The organism is Microbispora sp. CA-102843, assembly GCF_050936215.1.
Classification (GTDB): Bacteria; Actinomycetota; Actinomycetes; order Streptosporangiales; family Streptosporangiaceae; genus Microbispora.
The window spans coordinates 8,127,226-8,150,159 of the sequence record NZ_JBNJNF010000001.1 but is presented as its reverse complement, the minus strand read 5'-3'; the positions used below and the strand labels follow the sequence as shown (position 1 = coordinate 8,150,159).

Sequence of the window (22,934 nt, the reverse complement as noted above, 5' to 3'; positions counted from 1 at the left end):
TCGGACCGGGGGCGGCCCGGATCCGCCGACGGGGCCCGCGCGCCCACACTGCGGACATCGGCATCCCGCAGCTCAGGAGAAGCACATGAAACGCTCCACCCCCCTCGTCATCGGCCTGGTCATAGCCGGCCTGTTCGGTCTCATCGACGTGATCTCGGTGCCGTTCGGCGACGGCGAGCACCCGCCGTTCGCGGTGGCCCTCGCCGGCGGCGTACTGGGCTTGATCACGTTGGCCGGCGTCGTGCTGGCCTGGCGCGGCAGCCGCGCCGGGGTGGTGGCCGTGATCGTCACCAGGCTGCTGTCGGCGCTCACCGCCGTGCCGGCGTTCTTCGCCGACGGGGCCCCGGCGCCGGCGATCGCGGTAGCCGCGGTCGGCGTCGTGCTCACCCTCGCCTGCGTCGCGTTCCTCGCCCCGGCGCTGCGCTCCCAGGCCTGACCTTTCCCTTCGATTGAGGAGAATCCATGGAAACGTCCATCGCGTCCTCCGGCGGTCAGGTGGCGGCTCCGCCGCACGCTCGTCATGTGCCGCTCGCCCTGGCGCTGTTCACCGCCCCGTGGGGTTTCGTCGTCGCCAACGCCGCGTACGCGTGGGCCACGCGCGGCGGCGGAAGCGACGCCACCGGCGCGGAGGCGCTTGCGCTGACGGCGGCCCACCCCGGCGAGATGCGCCTGTCCACCGTCGCCGCGATGCTGGGCAGCCTGCTCATGGTCCCGGCCGTCCTCGGTGCCAGGCGGCTCCTCGCGGACCGGAGCCGCAGGCTCGGCTTCCTCGGCGCGACCCTCATGGCGGGTGGCTACATCTGCTACTTCGCAATCGTCTTCAGCGGGATCACCGTGGACGTCATGGCGGGACGCGGAGGCCCTCTCGCGGACTACGCGGCGGTCGTCGACGGCGCCCAGAGCGACCCGTCGGCCGTCTGGGTGTTCCTGCTCTTCGTGCTCGGCAACCTGGCCGGCACGCTGCTGCTCGGGCTGGCCCTGCTCCGCGCCCGCGTGGTGCCGCTCTGGGCCGCCGCCGGGATCATGGCGTGGCCGCCGCTGCACGTGATCGGGCTCGTGGCCGGCACCGAGTGGTTCGAGGTCGCGGGAGCGCTCACCCAGGCCGTCGGCCTGACGGTCACCGGCATGCGCCTGCTGGCCGCGTCCCGGTGATCCGCGGACGCGCCGTGGGGCCGGGGTCTGAGGTCGCCTTCAAGTGATCCCCAAGTCACGGTCCCTAGCGTCGGGGGAGAGCGGAAGGGAAACCGGTGACCACGATCGAGCGCCGCCGTGAACGCGGCCAGGGAGGCGGCGGGGCCGCGAGGAACGGCCGGTCCCGGGGACTGAGCGCGCCGTGAGCGGCGGGATCTTCCGTGAGGAGGCACTGCGCCGCCGCGCCGCCCCCGTGGAGCAGCCCGCGACCCCGGAGACGGGCGTCCGCAGGTTCGTGATCCTGTGGATGGTGGTCGCGGTGCTGGTCGCGGTGCTGTCCCTGTTCACCTGGCCGCTCCTGGACGATGGCGCGACCGCCGCTCCCACAGGGACGGGCGCGGCGGTCGACGCGGGCCGGGGAGGCGGACGGTGAGGCGGGTGCCCGTCGTCGTGCAGAACGCGGCGACCGAGTGCGGGGCCGCGTGTTTGGCCATGGTGTTGTCCTTCCACGGGCGGCGTACGACGGTGCGGGAGATGGCCGACCGGCTGCAGGTGGGCAGGGACGGGCTGAGTGCGCTGGCGATCGTGCAGGCCGCCCGGCAGCACGGCCTGCAGGCGCGGGCGTTCTCGCTGGAGCCGGCCGACCTGGCCCGGGTGCCGATGCCGGCCGTGGTCCACTGGGAGTTCCAGCACTTCGTGGTCGTGGAACGCTGGACGCCCGGTCATGTGGACGTGGTGGACCCCGGCCTGGGCCGCAGGCGGCTGTCCCCTGAGGAGTTCGGCAACGGGTTCACCGGGGTGGTGCTGGCCTTCGAGCCCGGCCCGGGCTTCCGGCGGGGGCGTTCGGACGCCGCCCGAGCCTGGCGGCGGGAGTTCGTGCGGACCCTGCTGCTGCGCCGCAAGGGGCTGCTCGCCCAGGTGCTGGCGGCCTCGGCGCTGCTGCAGGTGCTCGGCCTGGGCCTGGCGGTCGCGCTGCAGGTGGTGGTCGACCGCATTCTGCCCGGCGGGGAAGGGCACCTGCTCGCACTCGCCGGCGCCGCCGTGGCCGCCGCCACGCTCACCCAGTTCACCCTCGCCTACCTGCGCGCCATGCTGCTGGTGGCCCTTCGCGCCCGCACCGACGGGGAGGTGACGCGGAACCTGGTCGGTCATCTGGTCGCGCTGCCCTACCGGTATTTCGCCACCCGGGGAACCGGCGACCTGCTGAACCGGGCGAGCAGCGTCGCCGCGCTGCGGCAGACGCTGACCGGGCAGATCCTGGCGACACTGCTGGACGGGCCGCTCGCGGTGGTCTACCTGGTGCTCGTGGTGGTGGCCGATCCGCTGCTGGGGGGTGTGCTGGTGGCGCTGGCCGCGGCCCAGGGCGTGCTGCTGCTGGCCACGGCGGGGAAAGTGGGTGATCACACCCGGCGGGAGCTGGCGGCCCTGGCCGCCACGCAAAGCCGCCTGCTGGAGGCGGTCGGCGGGATCGAGACGCTCAAGGCCTCCGGGGCCGAGCCGCGCGCGATGCGCCGCTGGTCGGACCAGTTCACCGCCCAGCTGGACGCCGATGTGCGCGGCGGGCAGATCCGGGCACTGGTCGAGGCCGCGCTCGGCGCGATCCGTTATCTGGCGCCGCTGGCGCTGTTGTGGGCCGGGGCCTCGCGGGTGCTGGACGGCCAGCTGAGCCTGGGCGCGCTGCTGGCGCTCAACTCCGTCGCCGCCGCCGCGCTGACCCCGCTCGGCTCGCTGATGACCTCCCTGCAGAACCTTCAGCAGGCCGGGGCGCATTTCGACCGCCTGTCCGACATCCTGGCCGCCGAGCCCGAACCGTCGGCCGGGATCGAGGTGCTGCGCCTGCGCGGCGCGATCGAGCTGCGCGGCGTGAGCTACCGCCATGATCCGCGCGGCCCGTGGATCCTGCGTGACGTCAACCTGGCGGTGCGGTCCGGGCAGAAGATCGCGCTGGTGGGCGCCTCCGGCTCGGGCAAGAGCACGCTGGCCAGGTTGCTGCTGGCCCTGCACACCCCGACCGAGGGGGAGATCCGCTACGACGGGGTGCCCGCCGGTGAGCTGAACCCGCGGTCGCTGCGCCGCCAGTTCGGCGTGGTCACCCAGCAGCCGTCCCTGTTCACCGGCACGATCCGGGAGAACATCGCGCTGAACGATCCGGCCGCGTCCGTCGAGCGGATCGTCGAGGCGGCCGCCCGCGCCTGCCTACAGGAGGAGATCGCCGCGATGCCGATGGGGTACGACACGATCCTCGTCGAGGGCGGCGGACTGTCGGGAGGTCAGCGTCAGCGCATCGCCCTGGCCCGCGCGCTGCTGCCCCGTCCCAAGGTGCTGTTGCTGGATGAGGCCACCAGTCAGCTCGACGCCGCGACCGAGGCGGCCATCGAGGCGCGCCTGGCCGGCCTGACCCAGACCCGCGTCGTCATCGCCCACCGCCTCAGCACGATCAGGGACGCCGATCAGATCCTCGTCCTGGACCACGGACGCGTGGTCGAACGCGGCACCCACACCGAGCTCCTCGCCCTGCGCGGCCGCTACGCCCGCCTCGTCGCCGCTCAGATGTCCGGCGCCGGCCCTTAGACGTTCTGGCCCGACAGGTTGGTCAGGCGGCCGGCGGGAGAGCGGTCCGGCAGGGCGGAGACGGAGCTCGGGGCCTGGGCCCACCGCTCGAGCAGGGAGACGAACTCCCCGGCCGCGGCGGGCCAGTGGTAGTGGTTCAGCGCCTCGACGTAGCCCCGGGCGCCCATCGCGGCACGTCGTTCGGCGTCATCGCGCAGGCGGAGCACACACTGCACGACCGCGTCGGCCACCGCTTCGACCTCGCCGAACGGGACGATCGTCCCGCAGTCGACCCGTCCGACCAGGGACGCGGCCCTCGGCAGCGGGGTCGTGACGACGGGTATGCCGCGGGCCATGTATTCGATGACCTTCGTGGGCGTCGACTCGCGGTAGTTCGGCACGTCGTGCAGCAGGGACAGCCCGGCCAGGGCGCCCTCGGCCATCCGCAGCGCGTGGTTGTTGGGGACGTACCCGAACCAGTCGAGCAGCCCCGCGCGCTGCGCGTCGCGCAGCATCGGACGCACCGCGGCGTCGGCCGGTCCGATCAGGTCCAGGCGGATGCCGTACGGCCGGAGCCGCCGGGCGATCTCCACCATCTCGGCCGCGCCGCGCGCGATGGAGATGTGGCCCACGTAGACGATCCGGGAGTCCCCCGGCGGCGCGGGCGGCGTCGGCGGCACGTACGTGTGGTTGGGCACCACGGGATGCGCGCCGGGGAAGCGCTCACGGTAGGACTCCTCGGCGAGGATGAGGTGGAGTCGCCGCTCCGCCCGGCCCTCGACCGCGCGGATCAGCGGCGGCAGGACGCTCCGCAACGGCCCCGGCAGGTACGTCTTGGCGTTCAGCGCGCCGATCGTGTCCTCGTGGACGTCCCAGACCGTGGGCGGCCGCCTGCGCGGCAGCGCGAGCAGCAGCTCGATGTCGTGCACGAGCAGCAGGTCGGCGTCTCGCACCGCCTTGCGCAGGGCGGAGGCGGCGGCCCGCAGCGCCTTGCCCCGGTGCAGGCCCACGGCCCTCGGCACGTCCACGGCCCGGATGCCCGGCCGCGGCGTCACGTTGCAGTGCGTGAACGGCGCGACGAAGGTCACCTCGTGCCCGGCGTCGAGCAGCGCCCGGATCTGCCGGTGGGTGATCCGGGCGTCCTCGGGATGATGGACTGTCGTGCCGACGCATACCCTCATATGGGGAGGCTGACCGCACCGTCCGAAATGACCGGATGCGCTGGGTGAATGCCTCTCGAAATACCGCTTAACTTCCGGTGTTCGCCGGCTGCGGCGCCTGCCCCCTCGGCCTGCGGTACAACCAGGTCAGCCGGGGTTCGAGCAGCCACTTGAACGCCGTACGGGTCACCGGCAGGCACAGCACGATGGCCAGGGCGAAGCAGGAGCACGCGATGGCCGCCACCCCGAGCGGGCCGTACAGCCAGGAGAAGCTGAGCCAGCCCATCTCCTTGGCGATCATCACCGGCACGCCGTGCAGCAGGTAGCAGTAGAGCGTGCGGGTGCCGAGGTCGGTGAACCAGGTCTGGCGCCGGGGGATCAGCGACATCACGGCCGCCGACATGGCCAGCGCGGCCACCAGCAGGCCTGTCCGCAGCAGCATGCCCTTCCACCAGACCAGGTGGAGGTCCTTGTAGCTGTTCTTGTAGTAGATCGGGCCGAGCTTGATCGAGTAGTTCTGCACCAGGAAGATCGCCACGCCCGCGGCGCCCAGCAGGACGACCACCGACAGCACCATCACCCAGCGCTGCTTGAGGAAGTCGAAGAACTCCGGCTTGAGCACGAGACCGAGGACGAAGAACGGCATCAGGCCGAAGAAGCGGTCCATGCTGAAGTCACCGGACAGCTCGGAGAACCCGGCGAACAGGTATACGGCGATCGAGATGGCGAACGGGTACTTCATCCGCTTCCACACGGGTGTGGACAGCCGCCAGAACAGCAGCGCGATCAGATACCAGTTCAACCAGGCCGGGTCTGTGATCGTCAGGCTGAACTTGTGCCCGAAGGCGGTGCGCAGCAGGGCGTACCCCAGCTCGACGATCACGTACGGCACGAGGAACGTGTCGACCAGTTTGTTGGTCTTGGCGTTGGAGTTCCAGAAGTTCCTGGACAGGTAGCCGCTGACGATGACGAACAGCGGCATGTGGAAGACGTAGATGAACAGGTACGCCGCTCGGGAGGAGTCGGCCGCCAGCGTCGGGACCAGTGAGTGCCCGATCGGCACCAGGGCGATGCCGACGAACTTCACGTTGTCCAGGTAGGGGTCGCGCGGCTTCCTGGCCCGGGGCGCCGGTTCCTGCTCGGGCCCGTCCTCCAGGCCGTCCCGCTGTCCCGTATCCCGGGCGAACGGGTCGTCCGGGCGGGCGGGCGCCTCGGCCCAGGCGGGCAGCGGGGCGCGCAGCGGCCTGCCGAGCGGGCCGGTCTGGCGGGGGTCGTTCGCGCCGCCGGCGCCGTCCTGGGAGCGCCGCCACGGGTCCCACTGGGCGGGGTCGGCCTCCTGGCCGGGCCACGCGGGGGCCGGCGCGTCCGGCACGGGCGCGGGGCTGAAGGCCGCGTGCGGGGCGGCCCCGGGGAAGGCGTCGGATAAGCCCCGCCCGCCGCGCGGGCCGCGGCCGGTCTCGGGGAACGGCGCGGCGCCGAAGGGGTCGTCCGGCGTGAAGGCCGGGCCGGCGCCGGACGGGGGAGTGTCGAGGAAGGGGTTCGCCGTCCTGCCGGCGGCGGCCGCCGGTGGCTCTGGGAAGCCCGGAGGTTCGGGGAAGCCCGGGGGCTCGGGGAAGCCGGGGAACCCGGTCCCCAGCGGCTCCGGCCCGGCGCCGAAGGCCGGGGTGGGGAAGGCCGGGGAGTCGCCGAAGGGCGGCGTGGGGACGTCGGAGCCGTCCTGCGGGCCGGGGGCGGGCGACCGCCGGGCGGCGCCGGGGAAGGCCTCCGAGAGGTTGCGGGGACCGTGCTCGGGGAACGTCTGCGGCCAGGCGGGGCTGTCGGCGGCGCCGACACGCGACGCGCCCGGAAGATCCGCGCCCGGAGGATTTTGGGCCCGGCCGGTGGAGAAGTAGTCGAAGCCCTCCGGCTGCGGGGCGGACGCGGGCGGCATGCCCAGGCGGGAGGCGCCCGGCTGGCGCGGTTTCCGTACAGGCAGAGGCTGCTTCTCGTACGGATTGTCCTGCGGCGCGGAAGCGGTAGACGCGGCGCTGTGTGGCGAGGGGCTGTTCGACGCGCTGATGCCCTCGGCGCTTCGCGGCTTGCGCACGGGCAGCGGCTGCTTCTCGTACGGCGCGGGGCCGGCGGGCGTGGAACCGGTCGGCGCGGCAGTGTTCGGCGAGGCGCTGTTCTGTGCGGCGCTGTTCTGTGCGGCGCCGAGACCCTCGGCGTTCCCCGCTCCAGCGGCCGCACCTGCCGCGCTTCCCGTGCCTGGCGTGCTTCCCGGGGCCCTCTCACCGCTCTCATGGCGCCCGTGCGCCGATGGGACGGCGCTCTCGTCACCGGGCGCCGGGAAGGCGCCCTCGTGACGTCCGTGCTCGGGTGCCGGGGAGCCGGGCCGGCCAGCGCCCTGCTCCGCCTCCGGGCCGCCCGCGGTCTTCGGCTCCCGCCGCGGCAGGCCGCCCTCGGGAGCGGGCCAGTCTCCGGTGATGCGGCCTATCACTCCGGTGGCAGCCTCTTCGGCATCAGAGTCGGCGCCTTGCGGGGATCCGGGAACCGGCGGTTGATGGCGGGTGTCACTCACGGGAGAAACGCTCAGCTATCTGTTGGAGGCTCGGGGGAACGGCCACGCCTGGCGTAGCGTCGCCGCGTCCTTTCGGACACTAGCGAAGGCGCCCCGGCGCATCAGCCCGAACGGGCGAACAGGGCGCGTTCGCCAGGTGCTCACCCTAACGTTCTTGAAGACTGATGTCGCCTCTGAGGCCGAACGTAACTCTTGTGATATCTGTCGATTCTGCTGTCAGGCCACCGGAGACGGAACCGGCCGGGGCTCTCCGTCTGACGACTTGGAGCCCCGGCCGGGGTGTGGACAGGATGCGACGCGTGTCAGCCCGCGCAGATGTTGGTGTCGGAGGTCACCGCGTTGTCCCCGACCGGCAGGGGGATGCGCACGCCCTTCCAGTCGGCGCCGATGACCAGCTGGATGATCGGCCCGCGCACCTTGCCCGTGGGCGCGTCCGGCGGGGGCGACGACGGGGTGAAGGGCGTGACCGGGCCGCTCGCCACCTTGCCGGTCTCCGGGCTGACGGAGTTGACCAGCTTGCCGACCAGGATCTTCGAGTAGTTCCAGCCCTGTCCGGTGTAGCGGACCGTCGTCTTGGGCTGGTCGGTCCCGTCGGGCTTCAGTGCGTTACCGACGCCGACGACGTTGAAGCCGAGGCCGGCGAGCTCCTCGGCGACCTCCTTGCCTCGGCCGGGGGTGTTGGTGCCGTTGAACACCTGCACCTTGACCTGCTGCGGCTTGGTGACCACCGGCCCGGACGGCGAAGCGGCCGCGCTCGGGGACGCGGTGGGGGCCACCTCGGTGTCGTTCGCGATGGCCCTGAAGAGGTTGCCCGCGGCCGGCTGCTTCCACTGGACGCGGTTCTTGTCGGCGACGTACGGCTCCCACGGCACGGTGGTGGCCTTGAAGCCCTTCGCCGAGAGTTTCTGCGCGCTCTGCGCGATCTTGATGAGCTCCTCGGTGTTGAGCGCGTCGTCCATCGTGACGGACTTCGCCGCGGCGGCGATGAAGTTCTGCAGCTTGCCGAGGTCGGTGAGCAGGGCGGTGCTGGTCGCCTTCTTCACGACCTGGGAGATGAAGACCTGCTGGCGCTTGATGCGGGAGATGTCGCTGCCGTCGCCGAGGCCGTAGCGCAGCCGCACATAGCCGAGCGCCGCCTCGCCCTTCACGATCTGCTTGCCGGCCGGCAGCGTGAGCTTCGCCTTCTTGTCGTTGACGGCCTGTGGCAGGCAGATCTCGATGCCGCCGAGCGCGTTCACGATGTTCTTGAAGCCGGTGAAGTCGACCTTCACGTAGTGGTGGACGCGGATCCCGGTGAGGCTCTCGATGGTCCGGCGCGTGCAGATCATCCCGCCGTCGGAGAACGCGGAGTTGATCATCCCGAGGTGTGCCGGGATGAGCGTCCTGTTCCCGTTGTAACAGGCGGGGATCATCACCATGGAGTCGCGGGGGAAGCTGAGCAGCGTCGCCCCGTCGCGGTTGGGCGACACGTGCAGCAGCATGATCGTGTCGGTGCGCTCGCCGTCGTTGACCAGGTGCTGGCCGTACTTCTTGTTGTCGCCCGCGCGGGTGTCGGAGCCCACGAGCAGCACGTTGATCGCGCCGGTCTCGTTGACGGGGCGGTTCTTGTCGAGGTCGTCGGTGGACGCGCCTCTGTTGATCAGGCCGAGCGTGCTCCGGTAGACCTTGTAGGCGGTCAGCGTGCCGATGACCAGCACGCACGTGAGCACGACGCTGATCCAGCCGCCGATCCCCAGGCCGGACTTGCCGCCGCCGCCTCCGTCGCGCCGGCGGGACGGCCTGCCGTCCGGAGGGAGGTCGCCGCCGCCCCCGGACCCGCGGCTCGCGACGGCGGGTGCGGTGGGGACCGGGCTGTAGCCGGTCTCCTCGTCGCCGCCGCGCCTGCGGCCACGCCGCCGCGGCGGCTCCTCCTCGTAGGGGGGCTCCGGCGGGTCGCTCCGCTCGGCGCGCCGCCCGCCTCGGCGGCGTCCCTCGTCGTACGCCTCGGGCGGGTAGTCGTCCCGGGGTGGTCGCTGCCCGCCTCGTCTCCCGGGCATCTCCGCGTAGCCGGCCGGGGCCGTGGCCACCGGCATGTCGGCGTATCCGGCGGGCCCGGGAGCCGCTCTGCGGCCTTGCGGGGGCTCGAAGGCGCCGCCGTACGAGCCGTTTTCCGGAGGACCCCAGACTCTCTGGTCCGACGGACCCTGCGGAGGGGCGGAACGCGCTCCGCCGCGCCTGCGCTCGCTCACCGCACGCCTGCCCAAGCGATAGCCGTATGACACGAAGCGGCAGCCGGACGACACGGTGTGGCGGCCGGACGAGTGGGCGAGAGGCCGGAAGGATTATTGGTTCGCTCGCACACTTGTCCTCCTTGCCTGGCGATCACACGTCGCGCTCCGAGGGTAGGTCAATGGAGCGTCCGCGGGCGCCGCGATTGGGAGGATCCGGGCCGCGATCACGGCGTGCCACGTCCCCCTGATCCAGGGGCAGAGCATACTAAACACCGACATTTTGGGTATGAGATTGAGTTTCCCTTTACCTGAATTTGATATCCCTTGGGCCGTTTGGCCAGGTCGCGCCGGTCATGTGCGTCGGCGGAGCCCCGGACGGGCAGGGCGGCGGACGGACAGGGCGGCGGCCAGGCAGGCGAGCGGCACCGCGGGCAGGAGGTAGCGGTAGTCGAACTGGGCCGTGGCGGGCGGAACGAGCAGCAGCGCCCAGGCCGTCGCCCAGGCGATGCCCCGGTTCGAGGGGGCCCGGTTCGAGGGGGCCCGGTTCGTGGGCGGCTGGCGCGTCCGCGCCGACCGGGCCGACCGGGCCCGCACGGCCCAGGCGGCCGGGGGCACCAGGAGGATCAGCAGCAGCGCCGTCCCCGGCAGCCGTGCGACGTCCTGGTAGGCCCGCATCAGGCCCGCGAACGGCTCGGAGATGCGCAACGTGAGGGACCCCCGCTCGTAACGCTCCGCGAACTCCTTGCCCTTCACGGCGGGGTGCCGTCCGGGAGGCGGCGGCACGGTGTCCGGAAACTCGTAGTACCTGTACGTCTCGGCGTCGGGATAGACGGGCCGCCCGAGCGTGAACGACCTGCCGAGCTCGGTCAGCACGCCGCGGAGATAGTCGAGCGGCTGGCTGCGGATCGCGAGCGAGGCGAACCTCCCGGCCAGGGTGTCGGTCTCCTCGGTGAACGTGATGCCGGGCAGTTGGACCAATGGGGATTCGGCGTTCCAGATGTACTCCTGGGACGCCGGCCGGGACGCGGGAGGCCGGGAGTCGCACAGCACGGCGAGGTCGGCCGGCGGCTTCATCACCGAACAGTCGGCGAACGACATCGTCCGGGCGTAGAGGAAGACGCCGTTCGAGCCGACCAGCCCGACGCGCTGGTAGGTCGCGTAGAACCAGCCCGCGTAGCCCGCGACCGGCAGGAGCGCGGCCACCAGGAAGGGCACGGTGAGCCTGGCCACCGCCCTGCCCGGGCGGGCCGCCTCGCTCGCGCGGCGCACGCCGTACGCGAGCAGGAAGAGCGCGAAGACGGCGATCAGCGGCAGCCCGACGGTCCTGGTCAGCGTGGCGGCGGCCAGCACGAGGCCGAGCGCGGCGGCCGAGAGCGGCGTCAGCGGGCGGCGCATCGCCAGGCACACCGCCCCCACGACCAGGAACGTGAACAGCGAGTCGGAGACGAGCAGGTGTTCCAGCTCGATCTGGTACGCGTCGAGCAGCACCGGGACGCAGGCCAGGACCGCCGCCCACGAAGGGCCGCCGCGCCGCAGGACGGTCACGTAGAGCATCACGCCGAGGAGCAGCCCCAGCACGTGCTGCACGGTCACGACGAGCGCGAAGCTGTGGAACGCCTCCAGGAGCCTCAGGAACATCGAGTAGCCCGCCGGGCGGACGAGGTCCGGCCTCGGCCGCATGGCCGTCACGACGTACGTGTAGGAGTCGGGGAACCACAGCGCGGGCCGGTAGCCGAGCGCGGTCACCAGCCGCAGGAGCGCCCCCAGTCCGAAGACCACGAGGAACCACCGGTGCCGGCGCGCCCACCCCGGGAGATCCGCACGCGCCCAGGCCACCGGGTGCAGCGGATCGCGAGGCGCCAGGCGTCCGCGCAGCCACTGCCCAAGCCGCCCGCTCGCGAGTCGCCCGACGAGCCCTTCGCCCATGAACCGCCGGCCTGCGAGCCGTCCGTCCGTGAGCTGTCCATCCGTGAGCCGTCCATCCGGGAGCGGCGTGGGCGGCTCCGCAGACGGAGGCTCGCCGGGCCGGGCGGGTCCGGGGCGTCCATGCGGGTGCCCGTCCCCCTCCGGCCAGGGCGCCGAGCCCCGGCTGTCCGACACCCTCATATGCCCCCCTGCCTGCCTCCCGGCGTACGCTACCGGCTCCGTACGACCCCTGTGCGAGGGCCGAACGCGCCTGTGGACAGCCCGCGCCTGTGGACAACCGCGACGCGCGGAGCGGGCGGGCTGCCCGGTGAAGGCGGGGTGCCGGGGTGGGCCGCTAGTCTCGGGTGCATTCCAGTGCACAGACCGGGCCACTCACGTGGTCGCACACGGCTGCCGTCAGAACGGGAGGCGGCGGGCAGGACGCTCGCGGCCCTCTCCGTCGTGCCCGCGCTCGCGCTGGGCGGGTGGCTGCTCGCCGGGCTGCCGTTGCTGCTGCTCGGGTGGTTCCGGCCGCTGCCCATGGCGCTGCTCGGCGGCGCCGCCGCCCTCCTGCTGTGCGTGTACGGCCTGCGCCGCCTGCCCGGGACCGCCGCGCCGCACCGGTGGGCGACGGCGGCCACACTCGCCGTGGCACTCGGGTCGGGAGTGTTCAACGGGCTCCTGCACGGCGAGCAGTTGATCGTCCGGCGTGACCCGTCGACCTACGCGCAGTACGCCGTCTGGCTCGCCCGGCACGGGTCGCTGCCGATCCCTGTGGGGGACTTCGGCGGCCCCGATCCCGCACTCCGCTTCGACAGCATGGGCGTCTACCTGACCGGCGGCGGGATCGTCCCCCAGTTCATGGCCGGGCCGCCGATGACCTACGCGATCGGCCACTGGCTGGGCGGCGTCCCGGGCCTGCTGCTCGTGCCGCCCGTGCTGGGCGCGCTCGCGGTGCTCACCGTCGCCGGGACCGCCGCGCGGCTCGCGGGCGCGCGCTGGGCACCCCTTGCCGCCCTGGTCTTCGCGGTCAGCCTGCCGATCCTCTACACGTCCCGGACGACGTTCAGTGAGATCCCTTCGCTGATCCTGATATTCGGCGCGATGAACCTGCTGCTCGACGCGCGGGCCCGGCTCAGAGCGGCACTGCCCGGCGCGGTCTTCCCCTCCGCCGCACTCGCGGGGCTGTCGTTCGGGCTGGCGCTGCTGGTGCGCATCGACGGCCTGCGTGACGTGCTGCCCGTGCTCGCCTTCGCCGGGGTGCTCATCGCGCTCCGGCGGATACCCCGCGCGAGGCCCTTCCCCGAGGGACGGCTGGGCGCGCCCCTGCTGGCCGGCCTGGTCGTGGGGGGGCTGTGGGGGTTCACCGGCGGCTACGTCCTCGCCCGGCCATACCTGGAGTATCTGTCGGGCTCGCTCATCCCCCTGCTCGCGATCTGCGCCGTCGTCGTTGCGCTCACGGTCGCCGGCACGGCTCTCGCGCCCTGGATCGCCGGCCGCGCGCGGCGGCTCCTCACGGGGGCCGGGTGGCTGCCCAACGCCGCCGCGGCCCTGGTCGTGCTGATCATGGCGGGCTTCGCCGTACGGCCCTGGGTGCAGACCGTCCGTCGTGACGCGGTCACGCCCGAGGACAGGCTCACGGCCGACTTCATCGAGAAGACGCAGGTCGCCAACGGCCTCGCGAAGGACATGTCCCGGCTCTACTACGAGCACTCCCTCGACTGGGTCTTCTGGTACGTCGGGATCCCCGCCGTCGTGCTGGCGACCGTGGCGGCGGCCGTGCTCGCACGCCGCCTGACAAGGGGCCGGGAGTTCGGCTGGCTGCTGCCGCTGGCCGTGATCGGGTGGACGACGGTGACGACGCTCTGGCGTCCCGCGATCACCCCCGACCATCCCTTCGCCTCCCGGAGACTGGTGCCGATCGTCATCCCCGGTCTGGTGCTGCTCGCCGTCTGGGGGCTGCGGTGGCTCTCGCGGCGTCTCGCGCGTACGCGCTGGTTTGCCGCCCGTCCGGGACGCTCGCGGGCCGCTGTCGCGGCGGGGGCGCTGCTGCTGGCGGTCCCGCCCGCGATCACCTCGATCGGCACCGCGTTCTCGCCGGTCAACCGGGGGGAAGCCGAGGCGGTGGCGGGCCTGTGCCGGGCGATCCCGGCGAACGCCTCCGTGCTCATCGCCGAGCGCGTCACGGGCGACCGGCTGACACAGGTCGTGCGCGGCCAGTGCGGGCTGCCGACCGCCCGGGTGGTCTATCTCCCGCGCCGCGATGTGCCGCGCCCGGACGACGTGCTGCGCCTGGTCGAGGCCGTCCGGCGCACCGGCCGGGTGCCCGTGCTGCTCGCCGCCGAGCCCGAGCAGCTCATGGCGTACGGCCCGGCGACCCGGGTGATGAGCCTGCACACCCGGCAGGACGAACGCTCGCTGGTGGACCCGCCCAACGGCACCTGGTCGCTCAACATCGACGTCTGGATGACCGTACCCACCTGATGGATCTAGGGTTCGGCGCGTGGATTCCCCTGCGATGGAGGAACTGTCCTTCGGCGACGATCGGCGCACGGCGGGGTTCTGGACGCCTGCCCGGCGGAGACCCCTGGTCACCGTGCTGGTGGTCGTGCTCCTCGCCGGGCTCGGGATCGCCGCGTGGGGGTTCTACGAGCACCTCCGCCGGCCGCTGCCCCCGCCCGTAACCTCCGCCCCGCGCACCGGGAGGTTGTGGGTCGTACTGTGCGCGGACGGTCCGGACGAGTACGCGCCGAACTGCCTGCACGGTGCCGCGACCGCTGATGACAAGCGGAAGATCGAGGCCGTGCTCAGGTCGCTCCCGGAAATTCGCGATTTCTCCTTCGAATCAAAGGAACGAGCGTACGAGAGATTCCGGAAGAGTGCCGGTGAGGACCCGGCGGGTCTGGAATTCGTGCGGAAGACGAGAGTCGACGAGATGCCCGAGTCCTATCACGGCGCCCTCGGCCCCGGGGAGTGGGAGGCGATCCGGCTCCGCATCGGGGACTTGAGTGGCGTCTTTGCGACAGAGATCTACGGCGACAGTCTCTGGAGAGGTGTCGCCGACATCGGGATCCCGCTCTGCCCGGAGATCGGCAGCGACTATCCGCGGTGCCGGGGACGCGAAAGGGTCTCAGAAGAGGAGAAGACGGCCGTGCTCGACCGCGTCAGGGACCTCGACGGGGTGAAGGCTGTGTACTTCGAGGACGCCGCCCACGCGCTGGCGAACAGGCGGCGAATCTTCTGGCAGTCGGAGGGAGAGGACGTCGACGTGCGCGCCCTGCCCGAGGCGTTCTACGTCGCGTTCGACCGTCCGCCGGCGAAGGCCGAGATGGAGAAGATCTTAGGCCGGATGCCCGGAGTCGCCGACGTGGTGTCGGTGTCATGACCCTTCCCGAGGAGCCTCAGGTCGAGGAGATGACGATCGGCGAGAGCGGTGGCCGGCGCAGAGGGCCGCTCGTGGTTGCGGCGGTCGTGTTGGTCGCGGCGCTGGCGGCCGGAGGGGTGTACGCCTACCGGGCCGCTCGGGAGCCTTCGTCCCCGCCGGACGGACCGTGGCCGCGTACGGGCGCCTTCCTGGTCCACCTGTGCGGGCCCCCGTCCCCTTATGACGCGCAGTTATCCGATGAATCGCAGTCCTTGGATGATCACTGCCCGACGGGCGCGGCGACGGCGGACGAGCGGCGCGAGGTCGAGCGCGTGCTCGCGAGCCACGCGGAGACCCGCGGATACCGGCGACTCACGCCGGCGCAGGCCCTCGCCATCGCCCGCCAGGATGAACGCGTCGGCGACGTTCTCGACGAATACCTGCTGAGGCGCGCGGTGTACGGCGGAGCCCTGGCGCCGGGGGACTGGCGACGGGTCCTCGGTGAGGTGCAGAGACTTCCGGGGGTCTTCTACATCGAGTCCTACCGGGACGACTTCTGGTGGGACAAGGCCGACGTGGCGGTCCGGCTGTGCTGGAAGGACTGCGAGGGCGGCCCGGCGGACCGGCAGGCCGTGCTCGACCGCATCCGCGCCCTGCCCGGCGTTGACGAGATCTACTATGAGGACGCCGAACACGCCGTGGCGGTCATGCGTCACGTGCATTGGGTGGATCGGCCGGACTTCTACCACCCGGAGCTGGTGCCGGAGGCGTTCCACGTTAGGTTCGCCGGCTCCTGGGACTTCGCCCAGGTGCAGCGGGCCTTCGCCGGAATCCCGGGCGTCGTGAAGGTGGTGCGGCATGGTCACCCGTAAGGGCTCACCGAGCCTCCAGGTGAGAGCTCTCGCGGTCGTGACGGCGGTGCTTCTGGTGGCGTCCTGCGCGACCGCCGGGCCGCGGGCCGCTGCGGTTTCGCCGTCGCCGTCCGGATCCGCCACGCCGTGGCCGCCGCCGGACGATCCGTGGCCGCGCACGAGCGCGCTCACGCCCTTGCCGCCGCCGGACGGCCCGTGGCCGGAGACGGGAGAGCTGTCCGTGTTCTTCTGCTCCCGCCACAGCCCCATGCCGGCTTGCGAGGGACGCGAGGCTCCCACCGAGCGAGAGATCCGTAAGGTGCGGGCACTGCTCGCGGCGTCACCGGAGGTCAGGAAGGTCGAGTTCATATCGCAGGCGGAGGAGTTGCGGCGCGAGCGGACGACGTTCCGGGACAGGCCCGACATACTGGAAACGCTGGAACTGGCGAACATGTCGGCGTCCTACAGGGTCCGGGTCGGCCGGGGAGACTGGCCCGTGCTGGTCCGCCGCCTGTCGAAGGCGGCAGGGGTGTCCACTGCCTTCGTGTTCCGCGACGACTACTGGCCGGACAAGGCCGACGTGATGGTCCAGTTGTGCGCTCGGCCCGACTTCGCCGAAGGGCCCTGTGAGGGGCGGGGGTTCGCCACGCTGGCGGAGAAGAACGCCGTCCTCGACCGTATCGACGACCTCCCCGGGCTGGAGAAGGTCTATTTCCAGGCCCGCTCCCACCAGGCGCCGACGTGGCATCACCGGCAGGTGCCGGAGCGTGACCCCACCCCCGGCCTGCCCGAGGTGTTCTACCTGAAGTTCACGACCCCGCCGGTGCTGTCCGAGGTCAAGCGGGCGCTGCGGGGCGTGCCCGGGGTGTTGTACGTGGACGCGGTCGGAGCGGCCTCGCGGGACAGGCGCCTGTGAGGGATTCGAAGTGAGACCGCGATTTGGTGGGGCAGAGTACCCTAGCCCGACGTGACCACGCCCGAGACCTCTGGAAGCGCCGTGACTCCCGCAGAAACCCCGTACGTCACGATAGTCCTGCCCTGTTACAACGAGCAGGACCACGTCATCGACGAGGTCGAGCGCATCTGCGCGGCCATGGACGCCAGCGGGTACACCTACGAGCTGCTGGCCGTGGACGACTGCTCCACCGACGAGACGCTCGCGCGCCTGCAGGAGGCCGCGCCGCGCTTCCCGCACATGCGGATCAGGGCGTTCCACCGCAACGGCGGCTCGGGCACCGTACGCAGGATCGGCAGCCAGGAGGCCCGCGGCGAGATCGTCGTGTGGACCGACGCCGACATGAGCTACCCGAACGATCGCATCCCCGAGCTGGTGCAGATCCTGGAGAAGGACCAGACGATCGACCAGGTCGTGGGCGCGCGCACCACCGAGGAGGGCTCGCACAAGGTCCTGCGGGTGCCGGCGAAGTGGTTCATCCGCAAGGTGGCCGAGCGGCTGGCCGGGCAGAAGATCCCCGACCTCAACTCGGGCCTGCGGGCCTTCCGCAAGTCGGTCGCCAAGCCGTACCTGCGGCTGCTGCCCCCCGGCTTCTCCTGCGTCACGACGATCACGCTGGCGTTCATGTCGAACCAGCACGACGTCTACTACCTGCCGATCGAGTATGCGAAGCGGGCCGGGAAGTCGAAGTTCAACTTCGTCTCCGACGCCTACCGCTACATCCTGCAGGTGCTGCGGATGGTCATGTACTTCAACCCGCTCAAGGTGCTCATGCCGCCCGCGCTCTGGCTGGTCGGCATCGGTTTCGTCAAGGGCCTGTACGACGTGATCCGCTACGGCTTCTACCTCACCAGCAACGCCATCGTGATCTTCATATCCGGCATGCTGATCGGGGCGGTGGCCCTGCTGGCCGACCTGATCGTGCGATCTCGGGGTGATGTGTGAGGATCGCGATCGTCGGCCCGACGTATCCGTACAAGGGCGGCGGGGCGCAGCACACGACCGAGCTGGCCCACCGGCTGCGGGCGCGGGGCCACGACGTGGTCATCGAGTCGTGGCGGGCGCAGTACCCCTCGTTCCTGTATCCCGGGCAGCAGACGATCGACAGCCCCGAGGGTGAGCCGTACCCGGGCACCCGCCGCGACCTCGACTGGCGGCGGCCGGACGGCTGGGTGGCCTGCGGGCGGCGGCTGCGGGAGGCCGACCTCGTCGTGTTCGCCGTGCTCAGCCCGGTGCAGGTGCCCGCGTACCTCGGCATCCTGTACGGCCTGCGCCGCCGCGCACGGGTGATCGCGTTGTGTCACAACGTGCTGCCGCACGAGAGCAAGCCGTACGACAGGCCGCTGATGAAGGCGCTGCTGCGCCGGGTCGACGGCGTGCTCGCCCACTCCGAGCAGCAGGCGGACCTCGCCCGCGCGCTCACCGCCGCGCCGGTGCGGGTGGCCACCCTCGCGCCGCACCTGCCCACGCGCGGCGCACGGGAGACGGCGGGCCGCGAGGCGCAGAGCAGGCTGCTGTTCTTCGGCATCGTCCGGCCCTACAAGGGTCTCGACCTGCTGCTTGAGGCGCTCGCGCAGGTGCCCGACGTACGGCTCACGGTGGCCGGCGAGTTCTGGGGCGGCCTGGAGGACACTCGCGCCCTGATCGCTCGGCTCGGCTTGGCCGGCCGGGTCGAGATCCGGCCGGGATACGTGGCGGCCGAGGACGTGCCGGGGCTGTTCGCCGGGGCCGACGCGCTGGTGCTGCCCTACCGGTCGGCGACCGCCAGCCAGAACGTGTGGCTCGGTCACGAGCACGGCGTGCCGGTGATCGCCACCCGGGTCGGGGCGCTGCCCGACAACGTACGCGACGATGTGGACGGCCTGCTGGTGGAGCCGGGCTCGGCCGGTGCGCTGGCGGAGGCGATCAAGCGGTTCTACGAGCCGGGGACGCCGGAGCGGCTGCGGGCGGGCGTCGCGCCCGTCGATCCCGAGCCGCACTGGGCCGTCTACGTGGACACGTTGCTGGCCGCGTCGGAGAGCTGACCGGCCGGGGCGGCGTGGCCGCGGGCGAGCAGGAAGCCGAGCCCGGCCCAGACGGCGTCGCCGACGGTGAACATCACGCGGGACACGACGGCGATCGCCAGCGCCCTCGGCGTGTCGAGCACCGGCGCCAGCGCCACGACCATCGCGCCCTCCCGCACACCGATTCCGGCGGGGACGACGACCGTGAGGATGCCCGTGGCCCAGGCCAGTGCGTACGCCCCGGCCGCGACGGCGTACAGGGACGGGCCCGCCGGGCGCACGCCGCCGACGAGAACCGACAGGTGTACGCCGTACACCAGCCAGCCGGCCATCGTCCAGGCGGCGGCCTTGGCCATCTCCGCGCCGCTGAGCACCCGGTCGAGCGGCTCCCTGCGGGCGACGCGCAGGGCGAGGTTGAGGCCCCAGGTCATCACCCGTGGGTGGAGGCCGACGAGGATGAGCGGGACCAGCGCGAGCAGCCACCACGCCTGCCTGGCGATCTGCTGCGACAGCGTGGCCGCGGCGAGGGCGAGCGCGCAGCCCAGGGAGGTCACCAGGCCGAGGGCGGTGGCGCTGAACGTCCGTCGCGGCGGCGCGCCGTGGTCGCGGGCCAGCTCGATCATCGCGGCGAACGCCCAGACCGATCCGGGGATGTACTTGCCGAGCTGGCCGACGAACAGCACCCGCGCGGCCACGCGCAGCGGCAGGGGCGAGCCGAGACCGGCGAGGATGTCGCGCCAGGCGACCAGCATGAACCCCAGCCCGGCGAACACGGCCAGGAACGAAGCCCCGAGTGACCACCACGACAGCCGCGACAGGGCGGCCGAGGTCTCCGTCCAGTTCCGGGCCAGGCCGTACGCCAGGAAGGCGAGCGCGACCAGGGCCAGCAGCACCCGCAGCAGCGGGCTGGAGCGCAGGCGGTTCAGCAGGCGCGGCACGCGCCCCAGAGTAAAGCCTGAAGCTACTCATGGGTAGGTCCGTCGCGCGGGTTATCCACAGGGTCGGCTGATCGGGAGACGGGGGCGGGGCGGGCACCGGTACTGTTGGGCAGCGTGGACGACAGGCAGGACGCGAGGGTGATCGACCGGTGAGCGGGGAACGCGCGGCCCAGTTGGAATACTCCGAGTTCCAGGCCGCGATGCTCGACGAGGACAAGCGCCGCCGCAAGGCCGCGAAGATCATCGCTGTGCTCGCGCACTTCCTGGGCAGGGACGCGGCCGAGCCAGCACAGGTCCTGTCGGGGCTGACCGTCGGCGACGTCGGGTGCTCGGCCGGGTTCATCGCCGACGAGCTGGCCGCCGCGGGCGCGCGCCGCACGCTCGGGCTCGACATCGACGTCCCGGGCCTGCGCAAGGCGTCCGACCGCTTCGGCGAACGAGTGCGCTTCGTCTGCGCCGACGGCTCCCGCCTGCCGTTCCCGGACGGCTCGATCGACGTTCTGGTCTTCAACCACATCTACGAGCACGTGGTGGACCCGGACGCCGTGATCGCCGACATGCACCGGGTGCTGTCCGACGACGGCGTGCTCTACCTGGGCCTGGGCAACCGGCTCGGGGTCATGGAGCCGCACTACAAGCTGCCCTTCCTGTCCTACCTGCCGCCCGCCGCGGCCGACCGGTACGTGCGGGCGTTCGGCCGGGCCGACCACTACTACGAGCGCTTCCGCACCCGGCCCGGGCTGCGGCGGATGCTGGCGGACTTCCACGTGTGGGACTACACGTTCCCGGTGCTGGCCGCGCCCGAGCGGTTCGCCGGGGGCGAGCTGTTCCCCGGCGCCGTCGGCCGCGCCGCCAAGGTCACGCTGGAGCGGACCCCGCGCCCGGCCCTGCGGGCGCTGCTGCCGGTCGTCCCCACGTACCTGTGGGTGGCGAGCAAGACGCCCCGCCGCCCCCTCGGCGCGCCGCTCCCGCAGGCCCCCGAGCCGGTCCCTACGTCCCGATGAGCCGCCGCAAGGCCGTACGTGCGCTGTTCCTGCTCGTGGCGCTGGGGTTCGGCGTCTGGGCGGTGGCGAGCCAGTGGACCGCCGTGGCGGACGGGTTCGCCCGGCTGTCGTGGGCGGAGCTCGCCGGCTCACTGGTGGCGGTGCTCGGCGCGCTGCTGTCGGGGATGCTCATGTGGCGGGCGCTGCTGACCGACCTGGGTTCCCCGCTGGCGTTCACCGACGCGTCCAAGATCTTCTTCGTGGGCCAGCTCGGCAAGTACATCCCCGGGTCGGTGTGGCCGATGCTCGCGCAGATGGAGATGGGCCGCGACCACGGCATCCCCCGGCCGCGCAGCGCCGCCGCCTTCTTCCTGACCTACCCGATCTACCTCGGCACCGGCCTGCTGGTGGCCGTCGTCACGCTGCCGGTGCTCGCCGGGCAGTCGGTCGCGCGATACGCCTGGCTGCTGCTGCTCGTGCCCGTGGTCGCCGCCGCCCTGCATCCGAAGGTGGTCAACGGCGTCATCGCCTTCGGGCTGCGCAAACTGCGCCGCCCGCCGCTCGAACGGCCGCTCACCCGGCGCGGCGTGCTCGTCGCGTGCGGCTGGGCCATGGTGGGCTGGGCGGCGTACGGCGTGCACCTGGCGCTGATCGTGCACGGACTCGGGGCGGGCGGGCCCTCGGCCGTGATCCTGAGCTTCGGCGCGTTCTCCCTCGCCTGGTGCCTGGGGTTCGTGTTCGTGGTGGCCCCGGCCGGCGCCGGTGTGCGGGAGGTCGCGATGGTGGCCGCGCTCGCCCCGGTGCTCGATCGGCCCGCCGCGATCGCGGCCGCGCTGTGCTCCCGGCTCATCGTGTCGGTCGGCGATCTGGTGTGCGCCGGCGCCGCCGGTCTGGCCTCCCGGCGCGCGGTCCGTACGCGGGAGGAACCAGTAGCCCGCAGCTGAATCGGTGGAATTGACGCGGATTGCGATCCCGAGAGACGACCCTCACGTGATATCGCTCACGTTTCGGGGGACGCCGGAAATAGAGTGACAGGGAGGGAAGCGGGGGAAGGCGTCCATTCGTGGCGTGGGCCCCCGGGCCCCTGCCGGAACACCGCCGGAACCACCGGGACCGCGCGGGCGGGAGCGATCCTCCCGCCGGAGCGGGGCCCAACGAGGGGAGCGATTCACTTGACACCCCGGGTGCTCGTCGACGCCGCCGCGGTCCCAGCCGATCGCGGCGCCCTGATCAGGTATGTCGATGGACTGGTCGCCGCCCTGCACGAGGCGGGCGCGGACATGGCGGTGGTCTGCCAGCGCGCGGACGCCGAGCGGTACGCCGCCCTGGCCCCCTCGGCGCGGATCCTCTCCGGACCGCCCGCGATCACCAACCGGAACAAGCGGCTGGCCTGGGAGCAGACCGGGCTGCCGGTCCTGGCCCGGCACGCCGGTGCCCAGGTGATCCACGCCCCCTACTATTCGATCCCGCTGGGCTCGGGCCTGCCCACGGTGGCCACCGTCCACGACGTCACCTCGTTCACCGACCCCGACCAGCACGATCCCGTCAGGGCCTCGTTCTTCCGGTCGGCCACCCGCACCGCCGTACGCCACGCCAACCGGGTGATCGTGCCCTCGAAGGCCACCATGGACGAGCTCGTCCGGGTGCTGGGCGCCGACCCCACCCGGATCGACGTCGCCTACCACGGGGTCGATCCCACGTTGTTCCACCCGCCGACGTCCGAGGACGTGCGCCGGGTGGCAGGGCGTATGGGCCTGCACGGCCGGCCGTACGTCGCCTATCTGGGCGCGCTGGAGCCGCGCAAGAACGTGCCGAACCTGGTGACCGGCTTCAGCCGGGCGGTCGAGCACCTGTCCTCGCCGCCCGCGCTGGTGCTGGCGGGCGGTCCGGCCTGGGACGAGGAGGTCGACGCCGCCGTAGCCGCGCTGCCGCCCCGGGTGAAGGTCGTACGCCCCGGCTTCCTGCCCTTCGCCGACCTGCCGGGCTTCCTCGGCGGTGCGCTCGTGGTCGCCTCCCCGTCGCGGTGCGAGGGGTTCGGCCTGCCGGTGCTGGAGGCGATGGCCTGCGGGGCGCCCGTGCTGACCACCCACCGCGCCTCGCTGCCCGAGGTGGGCGGCGACGCCGTGGCCTACACCGAGCCGGACACCGACAGCATCGCGCGGACGCTGCGGGCCCTGCTGGAGTCGCCGGAGCGGCGCGAGTCGCTGGCGAGGGCGGGGGTCACCCGCTCGCGCGAGTTCACCTGGCGGCATTCCGCCGAGGCCCACCTCGTCGCCTACCAACGGGCCGTCGAAGGCTAGTGCCGCGAACGCGCAGGCCGAGTC

General features: G+C 72.3%; 18 protein-coding genes. 13 read left to right on the top strand and 5 right to left on the bottom strand.

Going from position 1 to position 22,934, the window contains the following annotated elements:
* The first annotated feature begins 85 nt into the window (after nt 1–85).
* From ACQEVJ_RS37600 to ACQEVJ_RS37585, 4 genes are all read left to right on the top strand, one after another.
* Nucleotides 86–436, top strand: coding sequence for a hypothetical protein (locus ACQEVJ_RS37600; RefSeq protein WP_433109439.1), 351 nt, complete (start codon nt 86–88; stop codon nt 434–436).
* A gap of 26 nt (nt 437–462) precedes the next feature.
* Nucleotides 463–1,152: a hypothetical protein gene (locus ACQEVJ_RS37595; RefSeq protein WP_433109438.1), complete on the top strand. Its 690-nt coding sequence runs from the start codon at nt 463–465 to the stop codon at nt 1,150–1,152.
* Between the two features lie 181 nt (nt 1,153–1,333).
* Nucleotides 1,334–1,564 (top strand): hypothetical protein, encoded by a 231-nt coding sequence (locus tag ACQEVJ_RS37590; protein WP_433109437.1) that lies wholly within the window; start codon nt 1,334–1,336, stop codon nt 1,562–1,564.
* A complete protein-coding gene (locus ACQEVJ_RS37585) occupies nt 1,561–3,702 on the top strand; it encodes a peptidase domain-containing ABC transporter (protein ID WP_433109436.1) in 2,142 nt (713 codons plus the stop codon). The genes ACQEVJ_RS37590 and ACQEVJ_RS37585 overlap by 4 nt, the downstream gene beginning before the upstream one ends.
* On the opposite strand, the gene ACQEVJ_RS37580 is transcribed toward ACQEVJ_RS37585, so the two are convergent.
* The 4 genes from ACQEVJ_RS37580 to ACQEVJ_RS37565 all read right to left on the bottom strand — a co-directional run bounded on the left by ACQEVJ_RS37580 (nt 3,699) and on the right by ACQEVJ_RS37565 (nt 11,537).
* Nucleotides 3,699–4,862, bottom strand: a complete 1,164-nt coding sequence (locus tag ACQEVJ_RS37580) for a glycosyltransferase family 4 protein (RefSeq protein ID WP_433109435.1) — start codon at nt 4,860–4,862, stop codon at nt 3,699–3,701. The genes ACQEVJ_RS37585 and ACQEVJ_RS37580 overlap by 4 nt on opposite strands.
* Nucleotides 4,863–4,929: 67 nt before the next feature.
* Entirely contained in the window at nt 4,930–7,320 is a 2,391-nt protein-coding gene (locus tag ACQEVJ_RS37575) for an acyltransferase family protein (protein WP_433109434.1), read from the bottom strand.
* A gap of 383 nt (nt 7,321–7,703) precedes the next feature.
* A complete protein-coding gene (locus tag ACQEVJ_RS37570; RefSeq protein ID WP_433109433.1) occupies nt 7,704–9,473 on the bottom strand; it encodes an LCP family protein in 1,770 nt (589 codons plus the stop codon).
* A 489-nt stretch (nt 9,474–9,962) separates the two neighbouring features.
* Nucleotides 9,963–11,537, bottom strand: coding sequence for a hypothetical protein (locus ACQEVJ_RS37565; protein WP_433109432.1), 1,575 nt, complete (start codon nt 11,535–11,537; stop codon nt 9,963–9,965).
* A gap of 354 nt (nt 11,538–11,891) precedes the next feature.
* Here ACQEVJ_RS37565 and ACQEVJ_RS37560 point away from each other — a divergent pair, with 354 nt between their 5' ends.
* Genes ACQEVJ_RS37560 through ACQEVJ_RS37535 form a run of 6 tightly spaced genes read left to right on the top strand, consistent with a single transcriptional unit; the run spans nt 11,892 to nt 18,710 of the window.
* On the top strand, nt 11,892–14,000 hold the full coding sequence (locus ACQEVJ_RS37560) for a hypothetical protein (protein ID WP_433109431.1): 2,109 nt from the start codon (nt 11,892–11,894) through the stop codon (nt 13,998–14,000).
* A 19-nt stretch (nt 14,001–14,019) separates the two neighbouring features.
* The gene (locus ACQEVJ_RS37555; protein WP_433109430.1) at nt 14,020–14,901 is read left to right on the top strand and encodes a permease-like cell division protein FtsX; all 882 of its coding nucleotides are present in this window, start codon (nt 14,020–14,022) and stop codon (nt 14,899–14,901) included.
* Nucleotides 14,898–15,752, top strand: a complete 855-nt coding sequence (locus ACQEVJ_RS37550; RefSeq protein WP_433109428.1) for a permease-like cell division protein FtsX — start codon at nt 14,898–14,900, stop codon at nt 15,750–15,752. The genes ACQEVJ_RS37555 and ACQEVJ_RS37550 overlap by 4 nt, the downstream gene beginning before the upstream one ends.
* On the top strand, nt 15,739–16,647 hold the full coding sequence (locus ACQEVJ_RS37545) for a permease-like cell division protein FtsX (protein WP_433109427.1): 909 nt from the start codon (nt 15,739–15,741) through the stop codon (nt 16,645–16,647). Before ACQEVJ_RS37550 ends, ACQEVJ_RS37545 begins: the two co-directional genes overlap by 14 nt.
* A gap of 51 nt (nt 16,648–16,698) precedes the next feature.
* Complete coding sequence (locus ACQEVJ_RS37540) at nt 16,699–17,631, top strand: glycosyltransferase family 2 protein (protein ID WP_433109426.1); 933 nt, start codon at nt 16,699–16,701, stop codon at nt 17,629–17,631.
* Entirely contained in the window at nt 17,628–18,710 is a 1,083-nt protein-coding gene (locus tag ACQEVJ_RS37535) for a glycosyltransferase family 4 protein (RefSeq protein WP_433109425.1), read from the top strand. Before ACQEVJ_RS37540 ends, ACQEVJ_RS37535 begins: the two co-directional genes overlap by 4 nt.
* Here the strand turns inward: ACQEVJ_RS37535 and ACQEVJ_RS37530 are convergent.
* Nucleotides 18,674–19,627, bottom strand: coding sequence for a lysylphosphatidylglycerol synthase domain-containing protein (locus tag ACQEVJ_RS37530; RefSeq protein ID WP_433109424.1), 954 nt, complete (start codon nt 19,625–19,627; stop codon nt 18,674–18,676). The genes ACQEVJ_RS37535 and ACQEVJ_RS37530 overlap by 37 nt on opposite strands.
* 149 nt (nt 19,628–19,776) lie before the next feature.
* On the opposite strand from ACQEVJ_RS37530, the gene ACQEVJ_RS37525 reads away from it, so the two are divergent.
* The 3 genes from ACQEVJ_RS37525 (at nt 19,777) to ACQEVJ_RS37515 (ending at nt 22,910) form a co-directional block, all read left to right on the top strand.
* Complete coding sequence (locus ACQEVJ_RS37525) at nt 19,777–20,631, top strand: methyltransferase domain-containing protein (protein WP_433109423.1); 855 nt, start codon at nt 19,777–19,779, stop codon at nt 20,629–20,631.
* Nucleotides 20,628–21,554 carry a lysylphosphatidylglycerol synthase domain-containing protein gene (locus ACQEVJ_RS37520; protein WP_433109422.1) on the top strand — a complete coding sequence of 309 codons (927 nt, stop codon included), beginning with the start codon at nt 20,628–20,630 and terminating at the stop codon, nt 21,552–21,554. Before ACQEVJ_RS37525 ends, ACQEVJ_RS37520 begins: the two co-directional genes overlap by 4 nt.
* Before the next feature lie 228 nt (nt 21,555–21,782).
* Nucleotides 21,783–22,910 carry a glycosyltransferase family 4 protein gene (locus ACQEVJ_RS37515; RefSeq protein WP_433109421.1) on the top strand — a complete coding sequence of 376 codons (1,128 nt, stop codon included), beginning with the start codon at nt 21,783–21,785 and terminating at the stop codon, nt 22,908–22,910.
* The last annotated feature ends 24 nt before the right edge of the window (nt 22,911–22,934 follow it).

Bases quoted from the DNA above. Each gene is read 5' to 3' on its own strand.
- ACQEVJ_RS37600 (WP_433109439.1), top strand. From the start codon at position 86: ATGAAACGCTCCACCCCCCTCGTCATCGGCCTGGTCATAGCCGGCCTG.
- ACQEVJ_RS37595 (WP_433109438.1), top strand. From the start codon at position 463: ATGGAAACGTCCATCGCGTCCTCCGGCGGTCAGGTGGCGGCTCCGCCG.
- ACQEVJ_RS37580 (WP_433109435.1), bottom strand. From the start codon at position 4,862: ATGAGGGTATGCGTCGGCACGACAGTCCATCATCCCGAGGACGCCCGG.
- ACQEVJ_RS37570 (WP_433109433.1), bottom strand. From the start codon at position 9,473: ATGCCGGTGGCCACGGCCCCGGCCGGCTACGCGGAGATGCCCGGGAGA.
- ACQEVJ_RS37565 (WP_433109432.1), bottom strand. From the start codon at position 11,537: ATGGGCGAAGGGCTCGTCGGGCGACTCGCGAGCGGGCGGCTTGGGCAG.
- ACQEVJ_RS37550 (WP_433109428.1), top strand. From the start codon at position 14,898: ATGACCCTTCCCGAGGAGCCTCAGGTCGAGGAGATGACGATCGGCGAG.
- ACQEVJ_RS37545 (WP_433109427.1), top strand. From the start codon at position 15,739: ATGGTCACCCGTAAGGGCTCACCGAGCCTCCAGGTGAGAGCTCTCGCG.
- ACQEVJ_RS37520 (WP_433109422.1), top strand. From the start codon at position 20,628: ATGAGCCGCCGCAAGGCCGTACGTGCGCTGTTCCTGCTCGTGGCGCTG.